The 24,500-nt window shown below is 45.4% G+C and carries 26 protein-coding genes; 13 read left to right on the top strand and 13 right to left on the bottom strand.

Annotated elements, in window-relative coordinates:
* Positions 1–70: 70 nt before the first annotated feature.
* Positions 71–904, bottom strand: coding sequence for an energy transducer TonB (locus tag BMZ56_RS15560; protein WP_090628245.1), 834 nt, complete (start codon positions 902–904; stop codon positions 71–73).
* A 174-nt stretch (positions 905–1,078) separates the two neighbouring features.
* On the opposite strand from BMZ56_RS15560, the gene BMZ56_RS15555 reads away from it, so the two are divergent.
* Positions 1,079–2,053 (top strand): lysylphosphatidylglycerol synthase domain-containing protein, encoded by a 975-nt coding sequence (locus BMZ56_RS15555; RefSeq protein ID WP_090628243.1) that lies wholly within the window; start codon positions 1,079–1,081, stop codon positions 2,051–2,053.
* Entirely contained in the window at positions 2,034–3,170 is a 1,137-nt protein-coding gene (locus BMZ56_RS15550; RefSeq protein WP_317048196.1) for a glycosyltransferase family 2 protein, read from the top strand. The genes BMZ56_RS15555 and BMZ56_RS15550 overlap by 20 nt, the downstream gene beginning before the upstream one ends.
* On the opposite strand, the gene BMZ56_RS15545 is transcribed toward BMZ56_RS15550, so the two are convergent.
* From BMZ56_RS15545 to BMZ56_RS15525, 5 genes are all read right to left on the bottom strand, one after another.
* On the bottom strand, positions 3,163–3,894 hold the full coding sequence (locus tag BMZ56_RS15545; RefSeq protein WP_090628242.1) for a lysophospholipid acyltransferase family protein: 732 nt from the start codon (positions 3,892–3,894) through the stop codon (positions 3,163–3,165). The genes BMZ56_RS15550 and BMZ56_RS15545 overlap by 8 nt on opposite strands.
* 98 nt (positions 3,895–3,992) lie before the next feature.
* On the bottom strand, positions 3,993–4,499 hold the full coding sequence (locus tag BMZ56_RS15540; RefSeq protein ID WP_090628240.1) for a hypothetical protein: 507 nt from the start codon (positions 4,497–4,499) through the stop codon (positions 3,993–3,995).
* A gap of 28 nt (positions 4,500–4,527) precedes the next feature.
* A complete protein-coding gene (locus BMZ56_RS15535) occupies positions 4,528–5,232 on the bottom strand; it encodes an SDR family NAD(P)-dependent oxidoreductase (protein ID WP_090628238.1) in 705 nt (234 codons plus the stop codon).
* An 11-nt stretch (positions 5,233–5,243) separates the two neighbouring features.
* On the bottom strand, positions 5,244–6,164 hold the full coding sequence (locus BMZ56_RS15530; RefSeq protein ID WP_090628237.1) for a lysylphosphatidylglycerol synthase transmembrane domain-containing protein: 921 nt from the start codon (positions 6,162–6,164) through the stop codon (positions 5,244–5,246).
* 55 nt (positions 6,165–6,219) lie between these two features.
* The gene (locus tag BMZ56_RS15525) at positions 6,220–6,555 is read right to left on the bottom strand and encodes a hypothetical protein (RefSeq protein ID WP_090628235.1); all 336 of its coding nucleotides are present in this window, start codon (positions 6,553–6,555) and stop codon (positions 6,220–6,222) included.
* Between the two features lie 83 nt (positions 6,556–6,638).
* Between BMZ56_RS15525 and BMZ56_RS15520 the strand changes: the two genes are divergently transcribed.
* The 5 genes from BMZ56_RS15520 (at position 6,639) to BMZ56_RS15500 (ending at position 11,066) form a co-directional block, all read left to right on the top strand.
* Positions 6,639–7,163, top strand: coding sequence for a hypothetical protein (locus BMZ56_RS15520; protein WP_090628464.1), 525 nt, complete (start codon positions 6,639–6,641; stop codon positions 7,161–7,163).
* Positions 7,164–7,190: 27 nt separating this feature from the next.
* Positions 7,191–7,712, top strand: a complete 522-nt coding sequence (locus tag BMZ56_RS15515; protein ID WP_090628233.1) for a DUF2911 domain-containing protein — start codon at positions 7,191–7,193, stop codon at positions 7,710–7,712.
* 289 nt (positions 7,713–8,001) lie between these two features.
* Positions 8,002–8,880, top strand: coding sequence for a glucose-1-phosphate thymidylyltransferase RfbA (gene rfbA / locus BMZ56_RS15510; RefSeq protein ID WP_090628232.1), 879 nt, complete (start codon positions 8,002–8,004; stop codon positions 8,878–8,880).
* A 4-nt stretch (positions 8,881–8,884) separates the two neighbouring features.
* A complete protein-coding gene (gene gmd / locus BMZ56_RS15505) occupies positions 8,885–10,024 on the top strand; it encodes a GDP-mannose 4,6-dehydratase (RefSeq protein WP_090628230.1) in 1,140 nt (379 codons plus the stop codon).
* 103 nt (positions 10,025–10,127) lie between these two features.
* Positions 10,128–11,066 (top strand): DUF8428 domain-containing protein, encoded by a 939-nt coding sequence (locus tag BMZ56_RS15500; protein WP_090628229.1) that lies wholly within the window; start codon positions 10,128–10,130, stop codon positions 11,064–11,066.
* 7 nt (positions 11,067–11,073) lie between these two features.
* On the opposite strand, the gene BMZ56_RS15495 is transcribed toward BMZ56_RS15500, so the two are convergent.
* The 5 genes from BMZ56_RS15495 to BMZ56_RS15475 all read right to left on the bottom strand — a co-directional run bounded on the left by BMZ56_RS15495 (position 11,074) and on the right by BMZ56_RS15475 (position 19,309).
* Positions 11,074–14,838 carry a sensor histidine kinase gene (locus BMZ56_RS15495; protein ID WP_090628227.1) on the bottom strand — a complete coding sequence of 1,255 codons (3,765 nt, stop codon included), beginning with the start codon at positions 14,836–14,838 and terminating at the stop codon, positions 11,074–11,076.
* A gap of 58 nt (positions 14,839–14,896) precedes the next feature.
* Positions 14,897–15,667, bottom strand: a complete 771-nt coding sequence (locus BMZ56_RS15490; RefSeq protein WP_218146580.1) for a succinate dehydrogenase/fumarate reductase iron-sulfur subunit — start codon at positions 15,665–15,667, stop codon at positions 14,897–14,899.
* Positions 15,668–15,779: 112 nt separating this feature from the next.
* Positions 15,780–17,711 carry a fumarate reductase/succinate dehydrogenase flavoprotein subunit gene (locus BMZ56_RS15485; protein ID WP_090628226.1) on the bottom strand — a complete coding sequence of 644 codons (1,932 nt, stop codon included), beginning with the start codon at positions 17,709–17,711 and terminating at the stop codon, positions 15,780–15,782.
* A gap of 51 nt (positions 17,712–17,762) precedes the next feature.
* The gene (locus tag BMZ56_RS15480) at positions 17,763–18,536 is read right to left on the bottom strand and encodes a succinate dehydrogenase cytochrome b subunit (RefSeq protein WP_090628225.1); all 774 of its coding nucleotides are present in this window, start codon (positions 18,534–18,536) and stop codon (positions 17,763–17,765) included.
* A gap of 176 nt (positions 18,537–18,712) precedes the next feature.
* Positions 18,713–19,309, bottom strand: a complete 597-nt coding sequence (locus BMZ56_RS15475) for a porin family protein (protein WP_090628223.1) — start codon at positions 19,307–19,309, stop codon at positions 18,713–18,715.
* A gap of 201 nt (positions 19,310–19,510) precedes the next feature.
* Between BMZ56_RS15475 and BMZ56_RS15470 the strand changes: the two genes are divergently transcribed.
* The 6 genes from BMZ56_RS15470 (at position 19,511) to msrA (ending at position 23,254) form a co-directional block, all read left to right on the top strand.
* Positions 19,511–19,726 (top strand): CsbD family protein, encoded by a 216-nt coding sequence (locus tag BMZ56_RS15470; protein ID WP_090628222.1) that lies wholly within the window; start codon positions 19,511–19,513, stop codon positions 19,724–19,726.
* An 11-nt stretch (positions 19,727–19,737) separates the two neighbouring features.
* Positions 19,738–20,076 (top strand): tRNA-binding protein, encoded by a 339-nt coding sequence (locus BMZ56_RS15465; protein WP_090628220.1) that lies wholly within the window; start codon positions 19,738–19,740, stop codon positions 20,074–20,076.
* 22 nt (positions 20,077–20,098) lie between these two features.
* Entirely contained in the window at positions 20,099–20,575 is a 477-nt protein-coding gene (locus tag BMZ56_RS15460) for a nucleoside deaminase (protein ID WP_090628218.1), read from the top strand.
* A gap of 167 nt (positions 20,576–20,742) precedes the next feature.
* Positions 20,743–21,354, top strand: a complete 612-nt coding sequence (locus BMZ56_RS15455; RefSeq protein ID WP_090628217.1) for a superoxide dismutase — start codon at positions 20,743–20,745, stop codon at positions 21,352–21,354.
* A 142-nt stretch (positions 21,355–21,496) separates the two neighbouring features.
* Positions 21,497–22,507 carry a zinc-binding dehydrogenase gene (locus tag BMZ56_RS15450; RefSeq protein ID WP_090628461.1) on the top strand — a complete coding sequence of 337 codons (1,011 nt, stop codon included), beginning with the start codon at positions 21,497–21,499 and terminating at the stop codon, positions 22,505–22,507.
* A gap of 96 nt (positions 22,508–22,603) precedes the next feature.
* Positions 22,604–23,254 (top strand): peptide-methionine (S)-S-oxide reductase MsrA, encoded by a 651-nt coding sequence (gene msrA / locus BMZ56_RS15445; protein WP_177195166.1) that lies wholly within the window; start codon positions 22,604–22,606, stop codon positions 23,252–23,254.
* Positions 23,255–23,273: 19 nt separating this feature from the next.
* Here the strand turns inward: msrA and BMZ56_RS15440 are convergent, their stop codons facing one another.
* Positions 23,274–23,732, bottom strand: coding sequence for a DinB family protein (locus tag BMZ56_RS15440; protein ID WP_090628215.1), 459 nt, complete (start codon positions 23,730–23,732; stop codon positions 23,274–23,276).
* Entirely contained in the window at positions 23,729–24,475 is a 747-nt protein-coding gene (locus tag BMZ56_RS15435) for an SDR family oxidoreductase (RefSeq protein ID WP_090628213.1), read from the bottom strand. Before BMZ56_RS15435 ends, BMZ56_RS15440 begins: the two co-directional genes overlap by 4 nt.
* Positions 24,476–24,500: the final 25 nt, after the last annotated feature.

Here is a 24,500-nt window from a genome sequence, read left to right as displayed (position 1 = left end):
GGTAAGATTTACGAATCAGCGGATTCGCAATTTAGCGAATCCGCTGATGATCGATGTTGTTTTTTCGTGTTCAGCGGCTGATATCAAGGCTGATGGGAAGTGTATAAGCCACGCGTACTTCCCGGCCATTTTGGATGCCGGGACTCCATTTTGGCGATGCTTTGAGTAAGCGCACCGCTTCTTCGCCGGTACCGAATTGTAAATCCCGTATGATTTTGATATCGGTCAATGAACCGTCTCGCTCCACGATGAAGGTCAGAATGACCTTCCCTTTTACACCTTCTGCTACCGCGCGGGTGGGATATCGATAATTTTTTTGTACATACCTTAAAAATGCCGCCATGCCGCCTGGGAATGAAGGTTCGACCTCTACCGACTGGAACGGCTCATCGACCGCGCCGGTGCTCTCTGTTATCCCTGCGTCGATTTCACCAGGCCCCGAAGGGATGTCAATATGAATGGCTGCATTGGGATTCCCCTCGATGGTTTGAGACCCAGGATCAACCAATTTAAGCTGGGCAGCAGCAGGGGGTTCTTCGGTCACCTGACTTTCGGCGACCACCTTAGGGGGTGGCATCCGTACCTGGCTAACGCGCGGAGCGGGCCGAGTCAAAGTCGGCGGCTCGGGAATAGATCTGTCAATGGGTGGAGGTGGGGCTAATTCAATGATGTGTGTTTTTTCAAACGGGTCTGCGATGCGCTGGGCGACATCCGGAAAGAATCTGTTTTTGATCAAAGGTATAAGCAGTGAAACGATGAAGATAGTGGAGGCAATGAGTAAAGCAAAAGCTGCTAGCTTCGATGCATCCCTACGCAGTACATAGGCGCCGTATTGCTTGTTGCGCCCTTCGAAAATGACATCCAGCCAATCTTGGCTGAAAAGATCCGATTTTGGATAGAACATAACGATAAAAATTAACTGATGAATAAAAGTTAAACAAAACGGCCGTTATGTTATCCAAGAAGGTATTGTACCTCCCGTTGTCATTAAGATGAATTTTACTGATCAATTCCATAAATCATCTTGTTTAGGTTTACCTTATAAAAATTAGTAACATTGCACGCTAAATCACCGGGTTTGAGCAATAAGACAAAGAAAATACTGGGTATTGCACTCAAGGTCGCTATTCTTCTGTTGGTGGCGTGGGTGTTATACCGCAAGCTCAACAACCACCAAAACTTGCTGGAGTTTGAACGCTTGATGCAAGGATTAGGAAAGGATACCTTGGTAGTTACCCTGTCTGTAGTCATTTTGCTGATGTTCGCCAATTGGTTTCTGGAGGCAGTAAAATGGCGGTACCTATGCCGGTATATCGAACGGATTAGTTTATGGAAAGCGATTCAATCGGTGTTTTGTGGGTTAACCTGGGCCGTGTTTACACCCAATCGCATCGGTGAGTTTGGCGGACGGGTACTCTTTCTGAAGCCACGTAAGCGTATTTTTGGCGTAGTAGCAATGGGGGTCGGTGCACTCGCGCAGTTGGTATTGACAAGTGTAGCGGGATCGCTTAGCATAGCTTGGTTTGTCAATCGGTTTTTTGATATCGGTATCTTGATGGGCGGGGCGCTGTGGTTCTTAGCTGTGGTATATGCCGGCTTTTTTTTGATACTTTATTTTAACGTAAAGTGGATTGACAGTTGGATAAAGCGAATCGAATTTCTGCGGAAGTTCCATCGCTTTTTTGAGATACTCACTCGATATAGCCGCAGCGAGTTACTGCTTGTTTTTTTAAACTCACTAGCCAGATTTGCCGTATTTACTTCTCAGTATTGTATACTGATGTTGGTCTTGATTCCTGACATCGATTTTATGCCAATGTTGCTGCTGATATTTATTCTGTTTTTTGTTCAGGCGGCTTTACCTACACTTGATCTATTTGATTTTGGTGTCCGCAGTGTTACGGCGAGTTATTTGTATGGACACATTACCGATCAGGATATTGCGGTGATGGCAATCGCATCCTGTATTTGGTTTATAAATCTTATATTGCCCGCCATTTTAGGTTCAGTGTTTGTCTTAAAAATTAATTTCTTTGGCGATTCAGTTGATTAGCATGGCATTGGTGATCTTCGCCGGTGTTTATCTATTGCTTGTGGGTTACATGTGTAGAGGCTGGAGGGCCTTGCCCAGCTTTTCACGGAGGGGGAAAAAGCCTACAACAAAGGTCAGTGTGCTAATCGCTGCACGAAATGAAGAAGTAAATATAGGTCGCACGCTTTCAGATATTTTGGCTCAGGACTTCCCGAAAGAACTCCTGGAAATTATTGTAGTTGATGATCACTCCACAGATGGAACATCGGCTATTGTGCAATCTCTCTCCGGGCAAGGTGTAAAGCTCTTAACACTCAATGAATCGGAACCCCTGAATTCCTATAAAAAGAAAGCCATATCGATGGCGATTGCCGAAGCTACTGGTCAACTGATGATTACCACGGATGCCGACTGCAGGATGGGAAGCGATTGGTTGACCACGGTGGTTACCTGCATGGAACAATACGACTATTTTCTCCTATCCGCCCCTGTAGTTTATTCACAGCAACGGAGCTTTTTCGAGGAATTGCAGACGCTTGAGTTCCTGTATCTCATTGGATTGGGAGCGGCTGGTATCGGAAACCGGTATCCGTCTACCTGCAACGGTGCCAATCTCATCTATCGGCGGGATGTATTTTACGAAATGGGGGGATTCAATGGGATTGATCACCTCGCTTCCGGCGACGACGAATTGTTTCTCCATAAAGTGGCCGCCAGCTATCCGAACAAAATTGGGTTTTGCAAATCAAGGGATGCGATTGTCTATACCGATGCCAAAAGAAATCTTCGTGGGTTCATCAACCAGCGGAGACGCTGGGCATCCAAAAGTACGCATTATAAAAATCGGGGGATCGTTGCATTGGGGATTTCTATCTGGTTTTTCAATGTGCTGCTATTAATAAGCGGAATAGCTGCATTTACATGTTATCAGGTGCTGTGGCCGGTATTCGCTGTAGCAATTTCACTGAAATTCCTTATTGAGTTTATTTTTCTTTATCCACTTTGCAGGTTTGCCAAGCGGATGGAGTTGCTGGTGTATCTGCCCGTATTGACAGTTGTACACGTGCTATATATGGTATACATCGGTATTGCGGGCAACATCGGGAAATATCAATGGAAAGGCCGACGGGTCAACTGATTTTTTCCCGGATCTGGGCTTCCGCCTGAGCAACCACTTCTTCGGGGTTTAGCCCCGCTGGTTCAATGGGGGAAAGAACCTCCCATCTCATCCTGGTAAAAGTATTAAGTGGAAAAAAGCCATACCGAACCATCTGCCACGAGTTGTTTATGGCAATGGGTACAACCAATACATTGGATACTTTCTTCAGTATGGTCGCTATTCCCCCCACGTTAAAAGGTTTGATACTTCCAGTCCTCGCACGGGTCCCCTCCGGAAAAATGAATGCCGACCAGTTTTTGGATTTCATGTTATTTGCTAGTTTGAGAATTTCGGCAATTGATTGTTTGGGGTCTTTACGGTTGATATTGGCAGCACCGCCGTGACGTAGATTAAATGATATGCTCGGTATGCCCTTGGCAAGCTCAATTTTGGAAATAAACTTACCGTGATGTTTGCGTAGGAAAAAGATCAGTGGGGGGATGTCGTACATGCTTTGGTGGTTTGCCACAAACAGAATGGGCCGGTCAGTAGGTAGGTGCTGCTTGTTGGTAAATTTGATCGTATTTCCCAGGGCGTAATAGGTGCAGAGTAGAAATCCGTTAAGTACATCCACACATGTTTTATGGCCTTGGTACCCTCCCAATTTTAGGCAAAGCCATTGTATGGGATGAAATACCGTGATGATGATACCGAAAAGTAAATAAAAAATGGGCGAAAGAATATAACCGAAAAGTTTTCTCATGTATCGTTGTCCACTAAACGTGTGCGTTAAAAAACTGCAAAGATATGATTAATCAACAGTTTAGCAAACGCCATTTCTGTTAAGAACGGCTATCCGATTTATGGGTTAAAGCTATCACGCTTATAATTGCCGGGCAAGGCGTGGTCCCCTTCTGCAAAGGAGAAATGGACGACATGAATGTTGGGCAACTCGGTATATGCGTAGGTGGCTTCCATTAAATACATCTGTGCTCCCGATGACCCCATCTGTTGAGTAAGATACTGAGCATCGGCTATGCGTAGGTAAAGCGTGTCGTTGGAAGTCCGCTCGATTTTCGGGATAATTTCGGGGTAGTTGGCAACCAACGCCTGCGTAAGGGCATCGGCGTTCAGTGAAGTGACGCTGAAATCTGTGTTTTTTTGGGCGGTTAATTGTTCAGTTTGCTTATCGAAAACCGCGAGGTAGGGTAGGGCGGGCAGTGGCGCCTCCATGTCTTCAGCAATTTCCTCGGCCATTTCCTTATGGGAGGGCGACTCCTTTTTTTCGCTGGATTCATTTCGGCATGAAAATGTGGCTGTTACGATGAATAGGAGTAGGGATACCGATCGCAAGTTTGGCGTGTTCATAGTTCCGTACTTTTTGATTTTATTCTTTTTATGGCGTCGTGACCGCTACAGGTAATATTTTTCCGTTGAAGAACTGGTGGCCCGTTAAGGCAAAATGGGCGATGTACTGGCCCATTTCGGAAGCGGTTACCGGTGACTTGTATCCGGGGAACGCTTTTTCCAGCATTTCTGTTTGTGCCGAACCCAAAGCTAGGCAATTTATTTTAATATCCATGTCTTTGAATTCCAACGCTAAGCACTCAGTCAAGGCGTGTAATGCAGCTTTGCTGGCCGAATAGGCAGCCAGTCCCGGAAACTTAACGCTTCCCTGGAAACCGCCCATGCTTCCAATGTTGACAATATGGCTATTGGCAGCCAGATAGGGCAAAAGATGCTGAATGATTTGAACATGCCCTATCAGGTTGCTTTGTGTCATTGCCAGAAAATCAGTTGCGGATGTTTCGGCAAAAGGTTTATTAACTAACGTGCCAGCATTGTTGATAAGTGCATGAATTTGTCCAAATTTTTCTGTGATCAACGGGATAAGCGCCTGTCTGTAGTCCCCATTTACGATATCAAACGAGAGCGCCTGGATTTTTTGTGTGGATGCTTCGTTTGTGCCAACGGATTGGAGTTTGGAGAGCCGATTGCCGTTACGGGCAATCGCCAGCACATTGTTTCCCTGTTTCGCTAATGCCAATGCCGTTTCAAAGCCAATACCATTGCTTGCTCCGGTAATTACAATATTTGCCATAACAGTCTGTTTTATTCATTTTCCTCGTCTTCCTCATTCATCTCCGCTTCCGCTGTGGTTGGCAGTCTGTCTTCACCCAAGCCTTGCGGCCGGAAAATAAAATATGAGCCGGTGATAGCAAGCGCTGCAGATATAAAATAAAAGAGCAAGCTGATCAATACCGCTAAATGCGGATCCAGTGCAAAAAACTGTGCACCGTACATATTTCCTACTTCGCGTAGGCCCAGCCCGCCCGCAGAAAAAGGAATGACCGCGACCAATGACGAAAGTAAAAACATGAGTAAATAGGGTGAAAACTTGCCGTCAAAGCGAAGTGCATACAAAATTAAGATAGCAGCAATGACCTGCATGGATTGTACACCGAGGGCTTTCAGATGGGTTAGAAAAAAATGTTTGCTGTAGGTCGGGAAATATCGCTTTAAGACCGCATAATAAGCCACCGTACCCAATGCGACTGCGACGATCGGCACTTCGTTCGGTATTTGCAGCCGGGGGATAAAGATCACCAATGCGGCGGTAATCAGGCAGAGTGCCCAAAGCCCACTGAGGCGGTCGAAAAAAACGGCAGATAACAACTGTCTGCCTTTTACCTTAAATTTACGTCGTAAAAAGTAGATTTTGTACCCGTCGCCGCCAACTCCTCCCGGCAGAAAAAGATTATAGCACGATCCCAAGAGATACAACTTGAAATTATAGCGCTCAGAAAGGATTAATCCCATCGCCTTGAAAAATCCGTTTAAACGCGAAGAAGCGATTAAGATTGAACAGGTATAAGCTAAAAATGCCAACGCAAGGAATAGGGGATGGGAATCGATCAACGCCTCCTTTAGATCGCTTATATTTACCTTCTGGAATACCCAATATAACGCGGCTGCTGTGAAGCAAAGTTTACCTATCGTTTTTAAAATATTCCACAGCCTCTTTTTATCCATAGTATGCCGGTGAAGCCTCAAAGGTATAAAAAACGTTAAGAGTATTGCAAGGGGCTTAACCGAAGATGAGCGGATAAAGTTTGGCATACAGCATAACCACATAGACAATCAGTAAGCCGGTATTCAACGACAGCATCCAGTTCAGGTCAGTTTTTTGATATTTGTGACGAAGTGTGAGGATGAGCAGTATCAGAAAACTCAGAAAAAGGATACCGGGAAATATGAATGCCCACTTATTCTGAATATAGACAAATGTTGAACTTAGTGGCCGGGCTATTTTGGTTTCAAGGATAGCCGGAGCAAATGCAAATAGCAACAGCAGCATGAAAAGCCGGACGAGCAATTTTGCAACAAATTTGCTGATGGTATGGTTTTTGGACGGGATTGTCATATTGAATAGTTATTTTTACAATGGAATCTGTTACCTTTACGGTACAAAAATACAATTCCAATCAAATAGATTTTTACGATACTATGAATCGCTCATTATTTCTACTCACAGTACTCTTGTCTTCGGTTATGTTTTCGACGTCTTGTTCCTCCCAGCAGGGATCCGTTGCGGGAGGGCCATCAGCATCTGCGTGGAAAAACGGGGTAAAGGGTCAATGGGTCTTGCATTCCGTTGATAAGGAAAACTTCCCTTCGGCATATTCTGTGAAATCGGTATTTGAAGAAGCGCCTGCGGAGTGTTTTGTCGGCAGTGTTTGGAACTTGCCGAATAATGGTAAGGGAAGTATCACGTTTGATGCGGAAGGAACACTTTGTGCCCCCGGTGCTGTACGGAACATCGTGTGGTCGATTTACAATCCGGGGCGGGACAATGGGCAACCGCAATTTCAGTTCAAAAAAATATATCCCGGAGATAAACCGAGCAATGTTACAGCCGGTTATAGACTGGATCTTTCCTATGCAGATGCCGAACAACTTGTGCTGCGGATGCCTTTGGATCTGGACGGTGCTACGGGCTACCTGGTTTTTAATTTCGAACGGCTTCAATGATACATTGTAAACATAAATTATATTCAAATGAAAGCAATTACATTATCTTTCGTGTTTGTATTGGCCCTGTCTGCACTGTCATTTGCCCAACAGGATAAAAGTAAACGGGCTAGCCCCCCCGATCGCACTACCGTAACGACAACCGATGGAGTTACGATAGACATCCATTACAGTAAACCTTCCTTAAAAGGACGCAAAATCGGTGTAGACATCGCGCCCTTTGGTAAAGTGTGGCGAACAGGTGCAAATGAAGCCACTACGTTTGAAGTCAATAAAAATGTGTTGGTTCAAGGGAAGCCGCTCTCCGCCGGAAAATATAGCCTATATTCCATCCCTACCGAACAAAACACGACCCTAATTTTCAATAAAGTGTGGGATCAGTGGGGTACTAAGTACGACGAAGCTCAAGATGCGCTCCGTGTTGTCGCCGCAGGCAGTGACAGTGGTCAATCTGTTGAGCAGTTTACCATCCAGGCTGACAAAAATGGTACGGTTACACTTCTTTGGGGGCCTTATTCGGTACCTTTTACCGTAAAAGCAGCTAATTAATTGAAACTACGACTTCGTGGATGTCCATATAGATAAGCAGTGCATCGTACATCCACGAAGTTTTTCATCGACTAAACCAATACGTATCCATTTAATGCATAAAATTTAATACTTTTGGCACGTTACAAATAAAGTGCAACAACAGTAAAACCTGCTATGTCAGCGTCTGGCGCAAAAAATGATGAAACCGGCGAAAGCGAAGACTCACACAAGCTTCGTCATCGCTGGGAGGCGGTAGTGCGATGAAAGTGCAGGTTTTATTAGACCATTTAAAACAAACTTATAGCTGATGAAAGGTATTATTCTGGCTGGAGGCTCAGGTACACGTTTACATCCATTGACACTGGCGGTAAGTAAGCAATTGATGCCCGTGTATGATAAGCCCATGATTTATTACCCCTTATCGACTCTGATGCTGTCAGGAATCCGGGAGGTGTTGATTATTTCTACACCCCACGACCTGCCTGCGTTTCAGAAATTATTGGGAGACGGTTCGCAATTGGGCTGCTCTTTTTCATACGCCGTGCAGGAGGTGCCGAATGGACTGGCACAGGCTTTTGTAATTGGAGAAGCATTTGTTGGTAATGACCACGTTGCATTAATACTGGGAGACAACATATTTCATGGTGAGGGATTGTCGCGTTTGTTGCAGCAAAGTGCAAACCTGCCCGATGGGGGAGGTGTGGTATTTGCGTATCCCGTCTCTGACCCCGAACGTTATGGCGTAGTCGAATTCGATGTACAACGCAATGTCGTTTCCATTGAAGAAAAGCCGTTGAGTCCTAAGTCCAACTATGCAGTGCCGGGACTGTATTTTTATGACAATTCGGTCGTTGAGATTGCCAAGAATATACAGCCTTCGGCCCGGGGTGAATATGAAATTACAGACGTCAATAGGGTGTATCTGGAACAGGAGCGGCTAAAGGTAGGTGTCTTTAGCCGAGGCACGGCTTGGCTGGATACGGGCACCTTTACCTCCCTAATGCAGGCAGGTCAATTTGTACAAGTCATCGAAGAACGGCAAGGATTAAAAATTGGCTGTATTGAAGAAGTTGCTTACCGTATGGGGTATATCGACGGTTCACAATTGGAAACAATTGCTGAACCCTTATTAAAAAGTGGATACGGACAGTATCTGCTAAAGTCGGTTTTGAAGAAACATAGCTAAAGAAATGGCAAAGACGGCGTTGATTACAGGGATAACCGGACAGGACGGGGCATATTTAGCCGAATTTCTGCTGAAGAAAGGATATCGGGTGCATGGCTTGAAACGGCGCAGTTCACTGTTCAACACAGATCGGATTGACCATTTGTATCAGGATCCGCATGAGCCCAATCGTCATTTTACCTTGCATTATGGCGACCTCACCGATGCCACTAATCTCATCCGAATTGTTCAAGAGACGCAACCGGACGAAATTTATAACCTCGCTGCGCAAAGTCATGTAAAGGTGAGTTTTGATACTCCTGAATATACCGCAAATGCCGACGGATTGGGAGCACTCCGGATACTGGAAGCCATTAGATTGCTGGGTTTAGGCCAAAAATGCCGTTTTTATCAAGCTGCAACATCTGAGCTCTACGGGCTCGTTCAGGAAGTGCCTCAACACGAGAAAACTCCCTTTTATCCGCGTAGCCCGTATGCGGTGGCCAAACTGTATGCATACTGGATTACGATCAATTACCGCGAAGCATATAATCTCTTTGCGTGTAATGGAATATTGTTCAACCATGAAAGTCCAATCCGAGGAGAGACATTTGTAACACGTAAAATCACACGGGCCGTCGCACGGATTGCGTTGGGACTGCAGGACAAATTATTTCTGGGAAACCTTTCCGCACAACGCGACTGGGGGCATGCAAAGGATTATGTAGAAGCCATGTGGCTGATGTTGCAGCAGGAAACAGCTGAAGATTACGTTGTTGCAACGGGAATTACAACAACGGTACGTGATTTCGTAAAGATGAGTTTTGCAGAGTTAGGTATTGAAGTGGAGTTCAGCGGGAAAGGAGACCGTGAGAAGGGAGTAATTATTGATGTGGATGAAAATCGGCTCGCGGAATGGTCCATCAATCCATCAGCTGTTAAGTTTGGACAAACGGTCGTCAAAGTAGATCCTGCATATTATCGCCCTACTGAAGTGGATTTGCTGATCGGCGACGCTACCAAGGCCCGACAAAGACTAGGTTGGCAACCTAAATATACGCTGAATGCGCTGGTACAAGATATGATACAATCGGATTTACAGCTCATGCGTAAAGATGAATATCTTAAAGCTGGTGGTTTCAAAACCTTGAATTATTTCGAATAAGGAAGCGGCAATTATCCCTACATGGCAACATCAAAAGGATGTTGGAACAATTTTTGCATACGGTTTGGGTGTTGTAAGGAAAAAGGTTTGCGGTACATAAACCATGCAAGAAACACATACCATGCAAGAAACAGGTTCCGAGTCGAAGCCTGAGGAAATAAGGAAGGATTCAACCAAGGTGTACTTCTTTGTGGTGGCAATCGTTGCGTTGCTTGCTACCAATGTGTATTTTTATGTCAAATATAAAAATACCGGTGATCAGGTTTATGAGCTAACCAGTGAAAAAGTAAACATGCAGGCTGAGATCGACCGCATCGAAGCCGAGATGGATCAATTGACCGACGAAAATATTGAAATCAACGCTGCTTTGAAGGCGTCGCAAGATAGTGTGCGCACCACGATCGCATCCCTCCGCCAACAATTAGAGCAAAACAATCTCAGTCGGGGACAGTTGGGAGAAGCCCGGCAAGAAATCAATCAATTGAAGCAGCAGGTATCGCAGTATAAAACCGAAATAGAACAACTGAAAACTCAAAATGACCGTCTAAAGTCCGAACGGGACGAACTGAAACGGGAAATTTCTTCTTCTTCTGATCGGGTTGCGGTGTTGGAAGAACTGAATACCGATTTAACGGATAAAGTGAAACTGGCATCCGCTCTTAAACTATCGCATATCCTGGTAAATGGTGTAAGAGAGCGTAGCGGCGATAAAGAAGGCATAGAAACACGAGCACGAAGGGCTGATAAACTCAAAATTACCTTTACCATCGCAGATAATCCGTTGGCGGAAAAGGGCGTACATGACGTTTATCTCCGTGTGATTGATCCAAATGGGAATTTGCGTACGGCGGATTATGGGTTGTTTGAAGTAAATGGAAATCAGATACAATATACCTATAAGACAACAATCGAATTCGTGAATGATGGAGCTTCCTATACCGTTGATTGGAAAGATACCAAGGCGTTCCAAAAAGGTACCTATACGATCCTCTTATATGCAGATAATGCGATAATGGGTCAGGGTAGTGTTGTGCTGAAATAAGCCTCAGCTATGTCAGGGGTTGCTTCACACGGACAGAAGGAATCCGAATAAAGAAAGTAGTACCTTTTCCAACATACGTTTCGTATCGGATACTGCCCCCCATTCCTTCTACGGCTTGTTTTACAAATGCCAAACCGAGACCCGTTCCTGAACTTTTTGTAGTGAAGTTGGGTTGGAAAAGCTTTTCGCGGGCTTCCAGGCTTATGCCATGGCCGTTGTCTTGGATGGCTATCGATACGTAATGATCCATATCATAGTTAACATGGATGTCGATCAGGCATTTCCGCTTGGTGATGGCTGCTTCAATTGAATTTTTTATTAAATTATTGAACGACCTGAGCAATTGGTCCCGGTCGCCCTGAATTTTGATCTGAGGGTCCCCACACCGATTGAAAATAGATATTTTGACGCCGATGTTGTTATTGAATACCTCCGCGGCTTTGTTCATAATATCCAAGATGTCGACTTCCTTGAGTTGCGTGTCAGGCATCTTGGCAAACTCTGAAAATTCCGAAGCAATCAATGAAAGGCTGTCGATTTGCTCTATGAATGATTCGCTGAACCGTGCAAATCGCTCGTCAAACCGCGGATCTTTCTCTCTCCACGAGCGCTCCAGTTGCTGAATGCCAAGCTTCAGCGGAGTCAGTGGATTTTTAATTTCATGGGCTACTTGTTTTGCCATCTCCCGCCAGGCAGATTCCCGTTCAGATCGCATAATTGTATTGGCGCTTTGCTCCAGTGCGGCGATCATGAGGTTATATTCCTTGATGAGGCTCCCAATTTCATCGTGGCGCTTCCAGAAGATTGGCTCGTTTTGTTTGCCGATACTAGTTTTTGCCAGGCTCCGCTGCACCAACGCCAACGGAGCGGTAATCTTATTGGCAACGAATACGGCAAACAGTCCCAGTACGAGAATAACCAAGGCATAAATATTGACTAATGTATTGAGAAGAAGTCCGACATTTTGTTCGAACTCTTTCTGGTAACTATAATGTGGTAGACTCAGAAACGCTACCGGTTCGTATGCATCATTTCGTATCGGCGCGTATGCGGCAATAAAATTCAGGTTGCCGATGTGTTCGTGTTGGATGAATTCCGAACGTTGCTGGCGGGCTAAGTGAAGCCATGCGTTGGGATTTATGTAGCGCGATGTCAGACGAAGATCATAGATGCGTGGTTGCGTTGAGTAGGTCAGTTGTCCGTCTATTCCATATAGATTTAAATCCGAAGCAACGGATTCAGCGATGGTATTGAATTGCTCATCGGTGGATATTTCTCGGTTGATAGTTGCCTCCTTGAGTATTTTGGACTCCAGCCGTCCAGCGATGTCTACCACATATTTTAATACGCCGCTTTCTTGTTGCTTCCTAAACTGACTGCTGATACTGAAAAATGTGATGATCCCAGTTACGATCAATGTAAATACAACCGCTACGACCATAAACGTTTGAATGCGTGTGCTGTATAATACCCGGTTGGTCAGAATCAAGAAACTCCATCGTAGATTCCGTAAACTGAAATCGTTGCTGTTTAATGTCAATACCAACCACCTGGAGATGAAGGCGAGTATCGCAAAGAATAGGAAGACGAGAAAAATAAATGAAAGTGCAGCCAATTGTTTCCAATTGCTTTGCTGCGGCTGGCTGATGACAATCAACGTCCGATTGTTTGGCCGATACATCATGTGATCAAAGCCTTCGTTGTTGCCAAGTGATATGTGTTTCCGTTGTTCGGGAGGATATGCTTCGGAAGAAAGCGGATAAACATAGTCGCCATATTGGCTCACTAAGGCACCGTCACGGTAAAATGCAAAAGAATATTGCGTAGCCAATTCAGTCTGCCGTTGATCGATTCGATTATCGATCAAAATGTCGGGATAGGCGGCGAGCTGATTGAAGGACCGATTTTGCAATTCAATCAGCAAGATACCCAACAGGTTTCCATCTTTTTCCACCGGCAACTGGGCGAAATATTCAAAATTGCCAAATCGGCTGTTCCCTCGATAAAAATTTTCAGATACTTTAATGGCGCCCGATATTACCTTATTGCGATAGGCCTCCAGCTTGCTTGCCGAACTTTCGCCGATGGGAATCCAATTGGTGTTGTATTCATTGGCCACGAATTCGTATTTGGAGAGATAACCACTTAGATAGGTTCTTTTGAGGTGTTCATTGAGCAAATCACGATTCTCGTTCTTCGGCCATTCGAAATATTCGATCAACACGGGGTCTTTTACAATTTCTTTTTCCAGATCACGGAACAAGGCGAGTGCGTTGGCATCATCTACAGCTTCCATTTTGAAAATAGCCTGTTTTTGTGCCTCTTCTTTTTTATTACGCTGGAATTGATCGTGTTTTATGGCAGTAATGGCCGCAAGTAATAACAGGGTGGAAATAAAAACAGCTAAATCAAATTGGCCTTTCCATTTACGGAGATACCAACCACGTAATCCGATCAGTACAAATAGCAAGACGAATGTCAGCGGAAAATTGTCAAAGGAAAACTCAACAAAGAAAATATTGCGTATTACGGCAGCACATACAATAAATAGAATGCCAATGAAAAGTAGTCTTTTTGAATTCGGAACAAGTGTATGAGCAAGTGCAACAAGCAAATCAATGAGCAAGAGCAATGACATGACGCTCAGACACAGGGCAATTATTCCAATCCAACTGTAAATAGTAAGGTTCAATATATTGGTGACATCAAAATTTATGTCTGAATTGGTAACCAATCCTGCAAATACATTGGTTATGCCCAGGCTCACCAAATAAATGAATAGCCCGAATAACAGCAAAAGAACGACGCTTCCCGTTTTGGTATATCCAAATGCCGGGATTTTTAACTGATCCCGGAAAGTGAAAAGATATCCGGTGAACCAAGTGAAGGCGATGACGTTGAGCAATAGCCCCCCCAGGTGGGGGAAGAGAAAACTAGAAGCGAAATTTCTGGGATCAAAAATTCCGGTATAAAAATGAGAAGCGAGCCAGCCGTAGTAAAGTTCCAAGTAGCGGATGCCGGCGAGACCGCCAGCAAACAACAGAACGGAATACCAAACCCAGCCCCGTTTGGCCATCCATATGCAAATGATGTTGAGTAATAGTACGACACAAAAGCCTGCAAGCAACCACATGGCAAGTTCCAGTTTTGAAAAGAAGGTGTCATGTTGCCCATCGCGTAGTTTGACGGAAAATAGGTATTCGCCGGTTATGCTCCGAATGTTGTAGATCAACTGGTCATCGTATCCGGCTATTTCAAGGTTATTGGTCTCAATGAGGTTTTTCGAGAAGACATTTTGTAAATATTCATTGTTTTTTTGGAAATCTGATTTTATCGGTATCAGAAACAGGACGGCAAAGTTTCCCGTGCTCTTTTTGATGGATTCATACGATCCGTTGTCTGTTTCAATAATACCAACGCCATTACGTATACCTGCATCGGTTTTGGGAACGAATGTATCCGTCCCCCAGAACGTTAATTCGCTGTTTACGTAAGTGAATGGATAGATTTCATTTTGATCAACGAAGTAATCCAGAATGTCTTCCGTCAGTTGAACATCGGTGTCTATCGCTTTCAGCGCATTAAATTTGCTGGTATCATCGAGAAAGTTGAAAACGATTTGTTCTTTCTTGTGAAGATTATTTTGGATTTTTCCGGCATCTAAAAGTAGGATCTCTTCATCGTTAAAGGTTAGGTTAATGGAAATAGCCGTGCCGATGAAACACAACGTTAACACCAACAACAGCAATCTTATTTTGACGACCGTACTCAACCTTCAGACGGGGTTAATCACGTAAAAATAGCAAATTCCCCGCTAAATGCCAATTCTATCAATGAGGCTCTACTTGCTTCAAGATTTTGGCACCGAGGTATTCACGGTTCATGCGGGCAATATTTGTCAATTTGATACCTACGGGACATTCCGCTTCGCAAGCACCTGTATTGGTACAACTGCCAAAACCTTCTGCGTCCATTTGTGCCACCATGGCCTGCGCACGACTGTATCGCTCAGTCTGACCCTGTGGTAATAACGCATATTGTGAAATTTTTGCGGAAACGAAAAGCATGGCTGATGCATTTTTGCAAGCTGCTACGCAGGCACCGCAACCGATGCAGGTGGCGGATTCAAAAGCCTCGTCAGCCACAATTTTTGGAATCGGGATGCCATTGGCATCCGGTACGCCACCGGTATTTACATTAATATATCCGCCGGCTTGCTGGATGCGGTCAAAGGCTGAACGATCAACCGCTAGATCTTTAATAACGGGAAAGGCCGCAGCTCTCCACGGTTCGATAACAATGGTCTGGCCGTCGTGAAAACTGCGCATATGCAGTTGGCACGTTGTGGTGCCTTGTTTCGGCCCGTGTGGTCTGCCGTTAATGTGTAGGGAACACATTCCGCAAATACCTTCCCTACAATCGTGGTCAAAGTGGATGGGGTCTTCGCCTTTCCGCACCAGATCTTCGTTGACAACGTCAAGCATTTCCAGAAAAGACATATCCGACGATATACCGTTGGCTTGGTAGGTTACAAATTTTCCCCGAGTTTTGTCGTTTTTTTGACGCCATACCTTCAGCGTCAGGTTCATGTTTCCACTCATTACTTCTTTATTTACGATTTTAGACTTACGATGTTAGATTTACAGTCTCATAAAGCCTATTCCAATTGTAGGCTAGATGTGTCATGTAAAACCTATAGTCTACAATCTACAATCATTTATAGCTTCGTTGTGTCAATTTGACATTCTCAAATACCAAGGCTTCTTTGTGTAGCACTTCGGGCTGATCCTCACCTTTATATTCCCATGCGGCAACATAACTGAAGTCCTCATCGTTACGTTTGGCCTCGCCTTCTTCGGTTTGACTTTCTTCGCGAAAGTGTCCGCCGCAGGATTCACGACGATTCAGCGCGTCGTCTACCATCAGTTCGCCTAATTCCAGAAAGTCAGCTACACGACCTGCTTTTTCGAGCGACTGATTCATCTCCTCATTTTCTCCCAGTACGGTCACGTCATTCCAGAATTCCCTGCGAAGCTCTTGTATAAGCCCTTTCGCTTTGGTAAGCCCGGCCTCGTTTCGTGCCATACCGCAATACTCCCACATGATGTGGCCGAGTTTTTTATGGATGTCATCCACCGTTTTGCTTCCCTTGAGCGAGAGCAGCTTACGTACACGTTTTTCTACTTCCGTGCGTGTTATTTCGAAATTCGGGTGGTTTTTATCTACCGGAGCAAAGCCCAATCCAGCCAGGTAATCACCAACTGTATACGGGATCACAAAATATCCATCGGCGAGTCCCTGCATTAAAGCGGAGGCACCTAAGCGGTTGGCACCATGGTCTGAAAAGTTACATTCTCCCAATGCATACAAACCGGGTACGGTAGTCATCAGGTTATAATCTACCCAAACTCCTCCCATGGTATAATGCACTGCAGGATAAATACGCATGGGTTGTTTATACGGATTTTCGTCCGTAATCTGATAGTACATATCAAACAAATTGCCATATTTGGCACGTACAGTATCCTCGCCCAAGCGCTTAATCGCATCTTCGAAGTCGAGGAATACGGCGATACCCGAGGCCCCAACGCCGCGTCCTTCGTCTACTACCTCCTTGGCATTGCGCGAAGCTACGTCACGAGGCACGAGGTTGCCGAATGACGGATATTTACGCTCAAGGTAGTAATCGCGATCCTGCTCCTTGATATCGGCTATTTTTAGTTCTCCTTTGCGCAGCTTCTGTGCCAATTCAACCGTTTTAGGTACCCACACACGGCCATCGTTTCGCAGTGACTCGGACATTAGCGTTAGTTTGGATTGGTGATCGCCCGTCACCGGAATACAGGTAGGGTGAATCTGTGTATAGCAGGGATTGGCAAAGAGAGCTCCCCGCTTATGCGCGCGCCAAGCTGCTGTCACGTTGCAGCCCATCGCGTTGGTCGATAGGAAGAATACGTTGCCATACCCGCCTGTGCATAATAACACCGCATGACCTTCGTGTGATTCGATCGCGCCGGTAACCATATCGCGGGTAATGATACCGCGGGCGTGTCCGTCGATGGTTACCAAATCCAGCATTTCATGCCGGTTATACATTTTTACCGTGCCTTTGTTGATTTGGCGGTTTAATGCGGAATAAGCGCCCAAAAGTAACTGTTGCCCTGTTTGCCCACGTGCGTAGAACGTACGGGATACCTGTGCACCACCGAAAGAACGATTATCCAGCAGTCCTCCATATTCACGGGCGAACGGTACCCCTTGTGCCACACATTGGTCGATGATGTTTACCGATACTTCCGCCAAGCGGTGCACGTTGGCTTCGCGGGAGCGATAATCGCCCCCCTTTACGGTATCGTAAAACAGTCGGAATACGCTATCTCCATCATTTTGATAGTTCTTCGCCGCATTGATTCCTCCCTGGGCAGCAATAGAGTGTGCCCGCCTGGGACTATCCTGATAACAAAAAGCCTTGACGTTGTATCCCAATTCAGCCAGTGATGCGGCGGCGGAAGATCCAGCCAATCCTGTGCCTACTACAATGATGGTGTATTTCCGCTTATTAGCCGGGTTGACCAGTTTCAGATTGAACTTATGTTTCGACCATTTTTCGGCCAAGGGCCCTGCTGGTACTTTTGAATCTAACATAGTGTAATATCCATTATATCAATATGCCCGCGATGGGGCATCGTGAATCGCTTAGCTGGAAAAATAAAAATACAAAGGCATCGCTGCGAATGCTATCGGGATAACGACCCCGAATAACCAGATCCCCAGAAACCGAATGACCGGAGCATATTTCCTGTGGTCAAATCCCAGGGTTTGAAAGGCACTTTTAAAGCCATGGATTAGGTGGAATGACAGGGCAGCCATTGCGAGTACATAAAACGCAACCAAGAGCCAGTTTTTAAATGTAAACTGAACCTGTTTATATAAATCCTTTGCCTTGAGTACCTCCACATCATTGTCGATGTACTTGACATAATCCGTATACTCATCTCCGATCAACTCAGTTACCGTGGTTTCTTGGGTAGCAAGATCGGTACGGTATTCAATATACGGGACACCATCGTTGTGGTATTTCCACCAGAAATTGCTCATGTGCGTAACGATGAAAACCAATAATACGGTGCCTAGTATTCCCATGTTACGTGAACTCCATGCGCTATTTTCAGATCCGCGATATACCGCATAGCTCACGGGCCTGGCTTTCCGGTTATGGATAGTCAATAGCAGCGCATAAATCGCATGTATTACGATGGACGCATATAACAAATAGGAAACGATTCGGATGGGTGTAAAGTGGGTCATGAAATGGGCATAGTCGTTGAAAGCTTTGCCTTGGTCATCGTAAAACAACTGCAGGTTGCCGGCCAGGTGGACGATTAGGAATGTACATAAGAACAGACCTGTTAAACTCATTATCAGCTTTTTCCCCAGTGATGAAGAAAGCAGATGTTTTGACTTGCTCATTCTCCTCGATTATTTTGCTTTTGGTAAGCAAATCTACCAATTGATTTAATACTCGGTAAAAACAAACAAGCAAAATAGTTAATTTAGAACTGTTCTAAGTTTTTTGCGGGTTGTCTATAAAAAAATCCATGCCGGAAAGCGGCATGGATTTTTAGAAAATAGCTTTCGGAGTAGGATTAAAACAATCTATAGCCGACTCCGACAGTCCAAAGATTTAGTTTTTGAGGGGCACTTTCGTTTTTGCTGAGCTCACTAAGCCCATGTTCATACCGCAAGTCTACCCGAAAATTGCTGATGTCAAGGCCCAGTCCGCCGGTTACTGCCCATGCTTGGTTTTTGTACTCACCAAATTCAGTTACTTGTTGTAGTGATTGACCGATGTTCTTATCCACTACAAACGATACCACCGGTCCGGCTACGATACGCAATCCCGCAGGGCCTAAACCGATGCGCGTGCCTAATAACAGTGGCAAATCCAGCGACGTAAAGGATACCTTTCCTTCTTCATTTTCTTCAACCAATTTTGCTTCAGAACTTTTGCCTGTTACATAAAGTTCGGGCTGGAAGTGAACACCTGCACCACCAATGCGTGCCCAAACACCGGCTTGATAACCGGTCCGTGTACTCGCGTCAAGCCAACCCCCTTCTTCCGATTTTAAGCTGGAGAAGTTTAACCCCGCTTTTACGCCAAATTGCAAACTCGGCAATAATTGGGCATTTGCTCCCCAAATTGTCGATGTTACAAGCAAAGCGATCATAAAGTACTTTTTCATAGCGATAATTCGTTTAATTTTTAAGTAATGTAACGGTATAATAAAACTGTTCGGAGGGTCAACCGCAAAATTCAAGCCGAATTTTCCAAAATCAGATCATAGACGGGACTTAACACGTGCCAGGTTTGCAAATCGAGTCGTCGTAAGACGGCTTGGATATAAATGGCAAGTTGACTAAGTTTGTGGTCAAATACTAAAGTTATGGCAACAATCAGCATTACTCCCGAGGAATGGCGAATATTGAAAGAGAAGTTCAGGCGGAAATACAATCATCTTTCTGATGAAGATCTTGCTTTTGAGCAGGGGAAAGAGGACGAATTGATCAGCCGACTAGCGAACCGGGTGAAACGTACGCGCGACTATGTGCTCTTTACCTTAAAAAAAGGATTGGTTGATTTAGAAAGCAATCGAGTTTAGTGAAAACATCGATGGAAGAAATCTCCTGGCAGGACTTTGAAAAGGTGGCATTGCATGTAGGCACTATTATCGGTGTTTTGGAGTTTCCCAAAGCGAAAAAGCCAGCCTATAAGTTGCAAGTCGATTTTGGCGAAGAACTGGGAGTGCGCCAAAGCAGCGCACAGATTACCAAGCATTACAGCAAGGAAGACCTGTTGGGGAAGCAAGTAATTGGTGTGGTTAACTTTCCGAAGAAACAAATAGCTGATTTCATGTCGGAGTGCCTTATCACGGGATTTCCCGATGAAAAGGGTGATATCGTGCTAAGTACCGTGGAACGAAGGGTTCCCAATGGAGCCAAATTGATTTGAAGCAGGGAAAGTCTGAAGGCGAATGAAATACATCAACTTTGAAGAAGCGAGTGACGCGGTTTCCGATGAAATATACATGAAAGAAGCGCTGAAGGAAGCTCATAAAGCGTTGGAGCAGGGGGAAGTTCCGATTGGTGCGGTTATCGTATCCAATGGCCGGGTCATCGGGCGTGGCCACAACCTGACAGAGCGGTTGAATGATGTGACCGCTCATGCCGAGATGCAGGCGTTTACCGCAGCGGCTAATTATGTGGGAGGTAAATATTTGCACAATTGTACCTTGTATGTGACCATTGAACCTTGTGTCATGTGCGCAGGTGCAGCGTATTGGACTCAGATCACGCGTATTGTGTTTGGAGCACGGGATGAAAAGCGTGGTTTTTCCAACTTGGGTTATAGCAACGTGCTGCATCCCAAGACAACACTAATGCGTGGTGTATTGGAAGTCGAATGTGCCGGACTGATCACGTCATTTTTTCGTAATAAACGTATTAAGTAATCGTTAACGATTTATTTCAAAAACAAATTTGCGTGGATAATCGTTAGTTATGCCAACAGGGTTGCTTTTAAGCGGCCAACATCCGATCAATAGAGTTGCTTTTGTGGGCAACATTCGCTAAGTTTGTCCAACACTAATAACTAATTTTTAATTAAAAATAACATATTATGGCTTTTGAATTACCGGCGTTACCTTACGCCTCAGATGCATTAGAACCTCATATCGACAAGGAAACCATGGAAATTCATCATGGTAAGCATCACCAAGCTTATGTAGACAATCTCAATAAAGCCATTGCAGGTACCGATGCGGAGAATTTGACGATTGAAGAAATTTGCAAAAACATTTCCAAATACCCCGCAGCTGTGCGCAATAATGGTGGTGGGCATTACAATCACTCGTTATTTTGGACGATTCTTTCATCAAACGGTGGAGGCGCGCCTTCGGGCGATCTGGCTGCAGCCATTGATGCAGCGTTTGGCTCATTTGATGAGTTGAAAAAGAAACTGCAGGAAGCAGGAGCTACCCGTTTCGGTTCGGGATGGGCTTGGCTCGTTGTGGATGGCTCAGGCAAATTGCAGGTGACATCTACCGCCAATCAAGACAATCCGCTATTTGATATCGCAGAAGTAAAAGGTACCCCTATATTAGGTATTGATGTGTGGGAACACGCCTACTACCTAAAGTATCAAAACAAACGTCCGGGTTATTTAGAAGCAATTTTCAATGTAATCGATTGGAATGCGGTAGCCCAACGCTATGCGGATGCCAAAAAATAAAAAGTAAGAAATAAAAAGAAGCGGCCTATATTTTTATATGAGCCGCTTTTTTTGGCTTTATAGGCCCGAAGACGGAAAATCCCTGAGTTTAATTTGAAAGCTGACACCCGATAGCTGATAGCGATGTCTCATGTCTAATAAAATGAAAGCAATTGTCCTTCACGGAGAGAAAGAGCCGTTAGTGTTGCAGGATGTGCCTGCGCCCCAATTGGGTAACCGAGAAGCCTTGATACGTGTTAAAGCAGCGGCATTTAATCGCCGGGATTGGTGGATACAACAAGGGCAATATGCTGGACTAAAATTCCCCATTATTTTGGGGTCTGACGGTGCGGGTATCGTTGAAGCGGTGGGCGCAGGTGCGGATAATGCATGGATTGGCAAAGCCGTTATCATCAATCCATCGATTGAGTGGGGTGCGCACGAGGGCTTTCAGCAGAAGACTTCGTCCATCCTGGGCCTGCCCCAGGATGGGACTTTTGCAGAATACGTGCGTGTGCCCGTTGAAAATCTGCATGAGAAACCCCGGCATCTTTCTTTTGAGGAAGCCGCAGCTTTACCCCTCGGCGGACTTACTGCATACCGGTCTCTTTTCAGTCGGGCCAACTTGGTAGCTGGTGAAAAAGTGCTGATCGTCGGTATCGGGGGCGGTGTGGCGTCTTTTGCCCTGCAATGGGCGTTACATGTTGACGCGGAAGTATACGTCACCTCGGGAAGTCCGATAAAAATTGAGCAGGCAATCGCATTGGGAGCAAAGGGGGGTGTGTTATATACGGATGAAAACTGGTCACAACAATTACGAGAAGATGCAGGTGGATTCGATGTAATTGTAGACAGTGCGCTGGGAGATGGGTTCGCGCACCATCTTGACCTCGCAAACCCCGGAGGCCGGATCGTATTCTTTGGGGGAACGGCTGGAAACATTCCGCCACTCAATGCTCGCAAGATCTTCTGGAAGCAACTTTCCATATTAGGAAGTACCATGGGTTCGCCGCGTGATTTTAGTCACATGCTACGTTTTGTCAACGATCATCGCATCAAGCCTATGGTGGACAGCGTTTATCCGCTTGAGGATGCAGAAGCTGCGATTCGGAATATGGACAACTCGTCTCAGTTTGGAAAAATCGTATTGAGCCTGGAGAGCTTACACAGCTAAACCAACTACCTAAAATGGTGTATTTTCGAGATAGTTTACGAAAGGCAACCCATACCTCGTAACTTTGTGTGGGCAGTGGCGGTAAATTATTTTTAAATGAAAAGAATCTTATTGTTTTTTAGTGGCGTGATGCTGTATGCTGCGTGTCAGCAATCCAATGGATCAGGGGTCGCACGGTCCCAGGAGATGCATGAGCGTACCGATGGTCAAGGTTCCGTAGATACGGCAACATTCGCGGGAGGGTGTTTTTGGTGTACCGAAGTACAGTTTCAGCAATTGGAAGGTGTTGATACGGTTTTGTCAGGTTATACCGGCGGTACGATAAAAAATCCCTCATACAAACAGGTAACCACGGGAAAGACCGGCCATGCAGAAGCGATCCATGTAATTTACCGACCGGATGTCATCTCCTACGACGAGTTGCTAAAGGCATTCTTTGTAGCGCACGATCCAACGCAGCTTAACCGGCAGGGAAACGATATCGGACCGCAGTATCGGTCGGCGATTTTTTATCACGACGATACGGAAAAAGAAAAAGCAGCATACTACATTCAACGCCTAAATGAAGAAAAAGTATACGATCGGCCGATTGTGACCACTCTTGAACCCTATACGGCATTTTATATCGCGGAAGATTATCACCAGAATTACTTCAACCTTAATCCCGAACAAGCATATTGCCAGTATATCATTGTTCCCAAGCTGGATAAGTTTAAGAAAGTGTTCAAGGAGCGATTGAAGAAGTAACCAATAGCCGTTGACAAAGTTACTGCTCGGGCATTGATCGCTTATAGAATATATAATCCGTAACCAATGGCTCCATTCCGTTTTGCCTGAACAACAGCGCTAGCTGTCCGCGGTGATAAGTGGAGTGATTGACGACATGGAAGAGGATGTTTCCCACGGTATTGTGAAAAGGTCTTCCGTCGCTGGTTTTATAGGTGATGTTGTCCGTTAATCCGGATCTGTCCAGCAAAGTAAGCGTTTGTTCATAGTTATGCCGGTCGATTGCCACAAACGTGTCACTTGGTCGGCTTTCCCATACGGTACATCCCATGGGTTGCCCTAAAATTCGGTTATTCCATATTTGATGTGCGTTCAACATGTGGCTGAACAGGGCCATTGATTTTACATCAATTTTTTCCGATTGCTCACTCAATACAGTTGCCAACTGCTGGTTGCAGTGGTGGCTATACGTAAATAGTTCTTCAAAAAAAGTTTTCATTTTCCTCCGCTTATCTCAATGAATGATCCCGTTGTATAAGAAGACTTTTCAGATACCAGCCACAGGATAGCCTCGGCGACCTCTTCCGCAGACCCGCCCCGTTGCATGGGAATACTATCTTTAAGCCGTTCTACGCGATTGGGTTCACCGCCAGCTGCATGAATGTCGGTGTAGATAAATGCGGGTCTAACCGCGTTCACCCGGATTCCTTCGCCAGCAACCTCTTTGGACAGCCCAAGGGTAAAAGTATCCAGCGCACCCTTTGAAGCCGCATAATCCAGGTACTCATTGGGCGAGCCTGTCCGGGCAGCAAGTGAAGAAACATTGACGATCGAACCACCATTTCCGCCGTGCTTCGTTGACATGCGTTTGATCGCTTCCTGGGCACAAAGGAATTGACCAATGACGTTGGCCATGAAAATCCGGCTAAGTCGCGCTGCGTCCATATCAATCAGCCGCATCTGCCTTTCGAGAATCCCCGCGTTGTTCACCAACGCGTCCAGCCTGCCCAGCAAACGGTCCGTTTCTGAAAACAATCGGACGATGTCGTCGGGTTGTGAAATATCGGCCTGTATGGCAACCGCCGAGCCACCGGATTCGACGATTCGGGAAACAATCGCGTCAGCTGCGGTCTTGTCAGCGTAGTAATTCACCGCGACCGCATAGCCTTCCTTGGCCGCGAGAAGCGCGGTGGCTGCACCGATACCGCGGCTGGATCCGGTGATGAGGATGATTTTTTTCATGGAACCCTGTACATCATATAAATAA

Origin of the sequence: Parapedobacter indicus (genome assembly GCF_900113765.1) — a bacterium.
In the GTDB taxonomy this organism is placed as follows: domain Bacteria; phylum Bacteroidota; class Bacteroidia; order Sphingobacteriales; family Sphingobacteriaceae; genus Parapedobacter; species Parapedobacter indicus.
The sequence above is the reverse complement of the archived record's forward strand: the minus strand, read 5'-3'. Positions and strand labels throughout refer to the sequence as shown.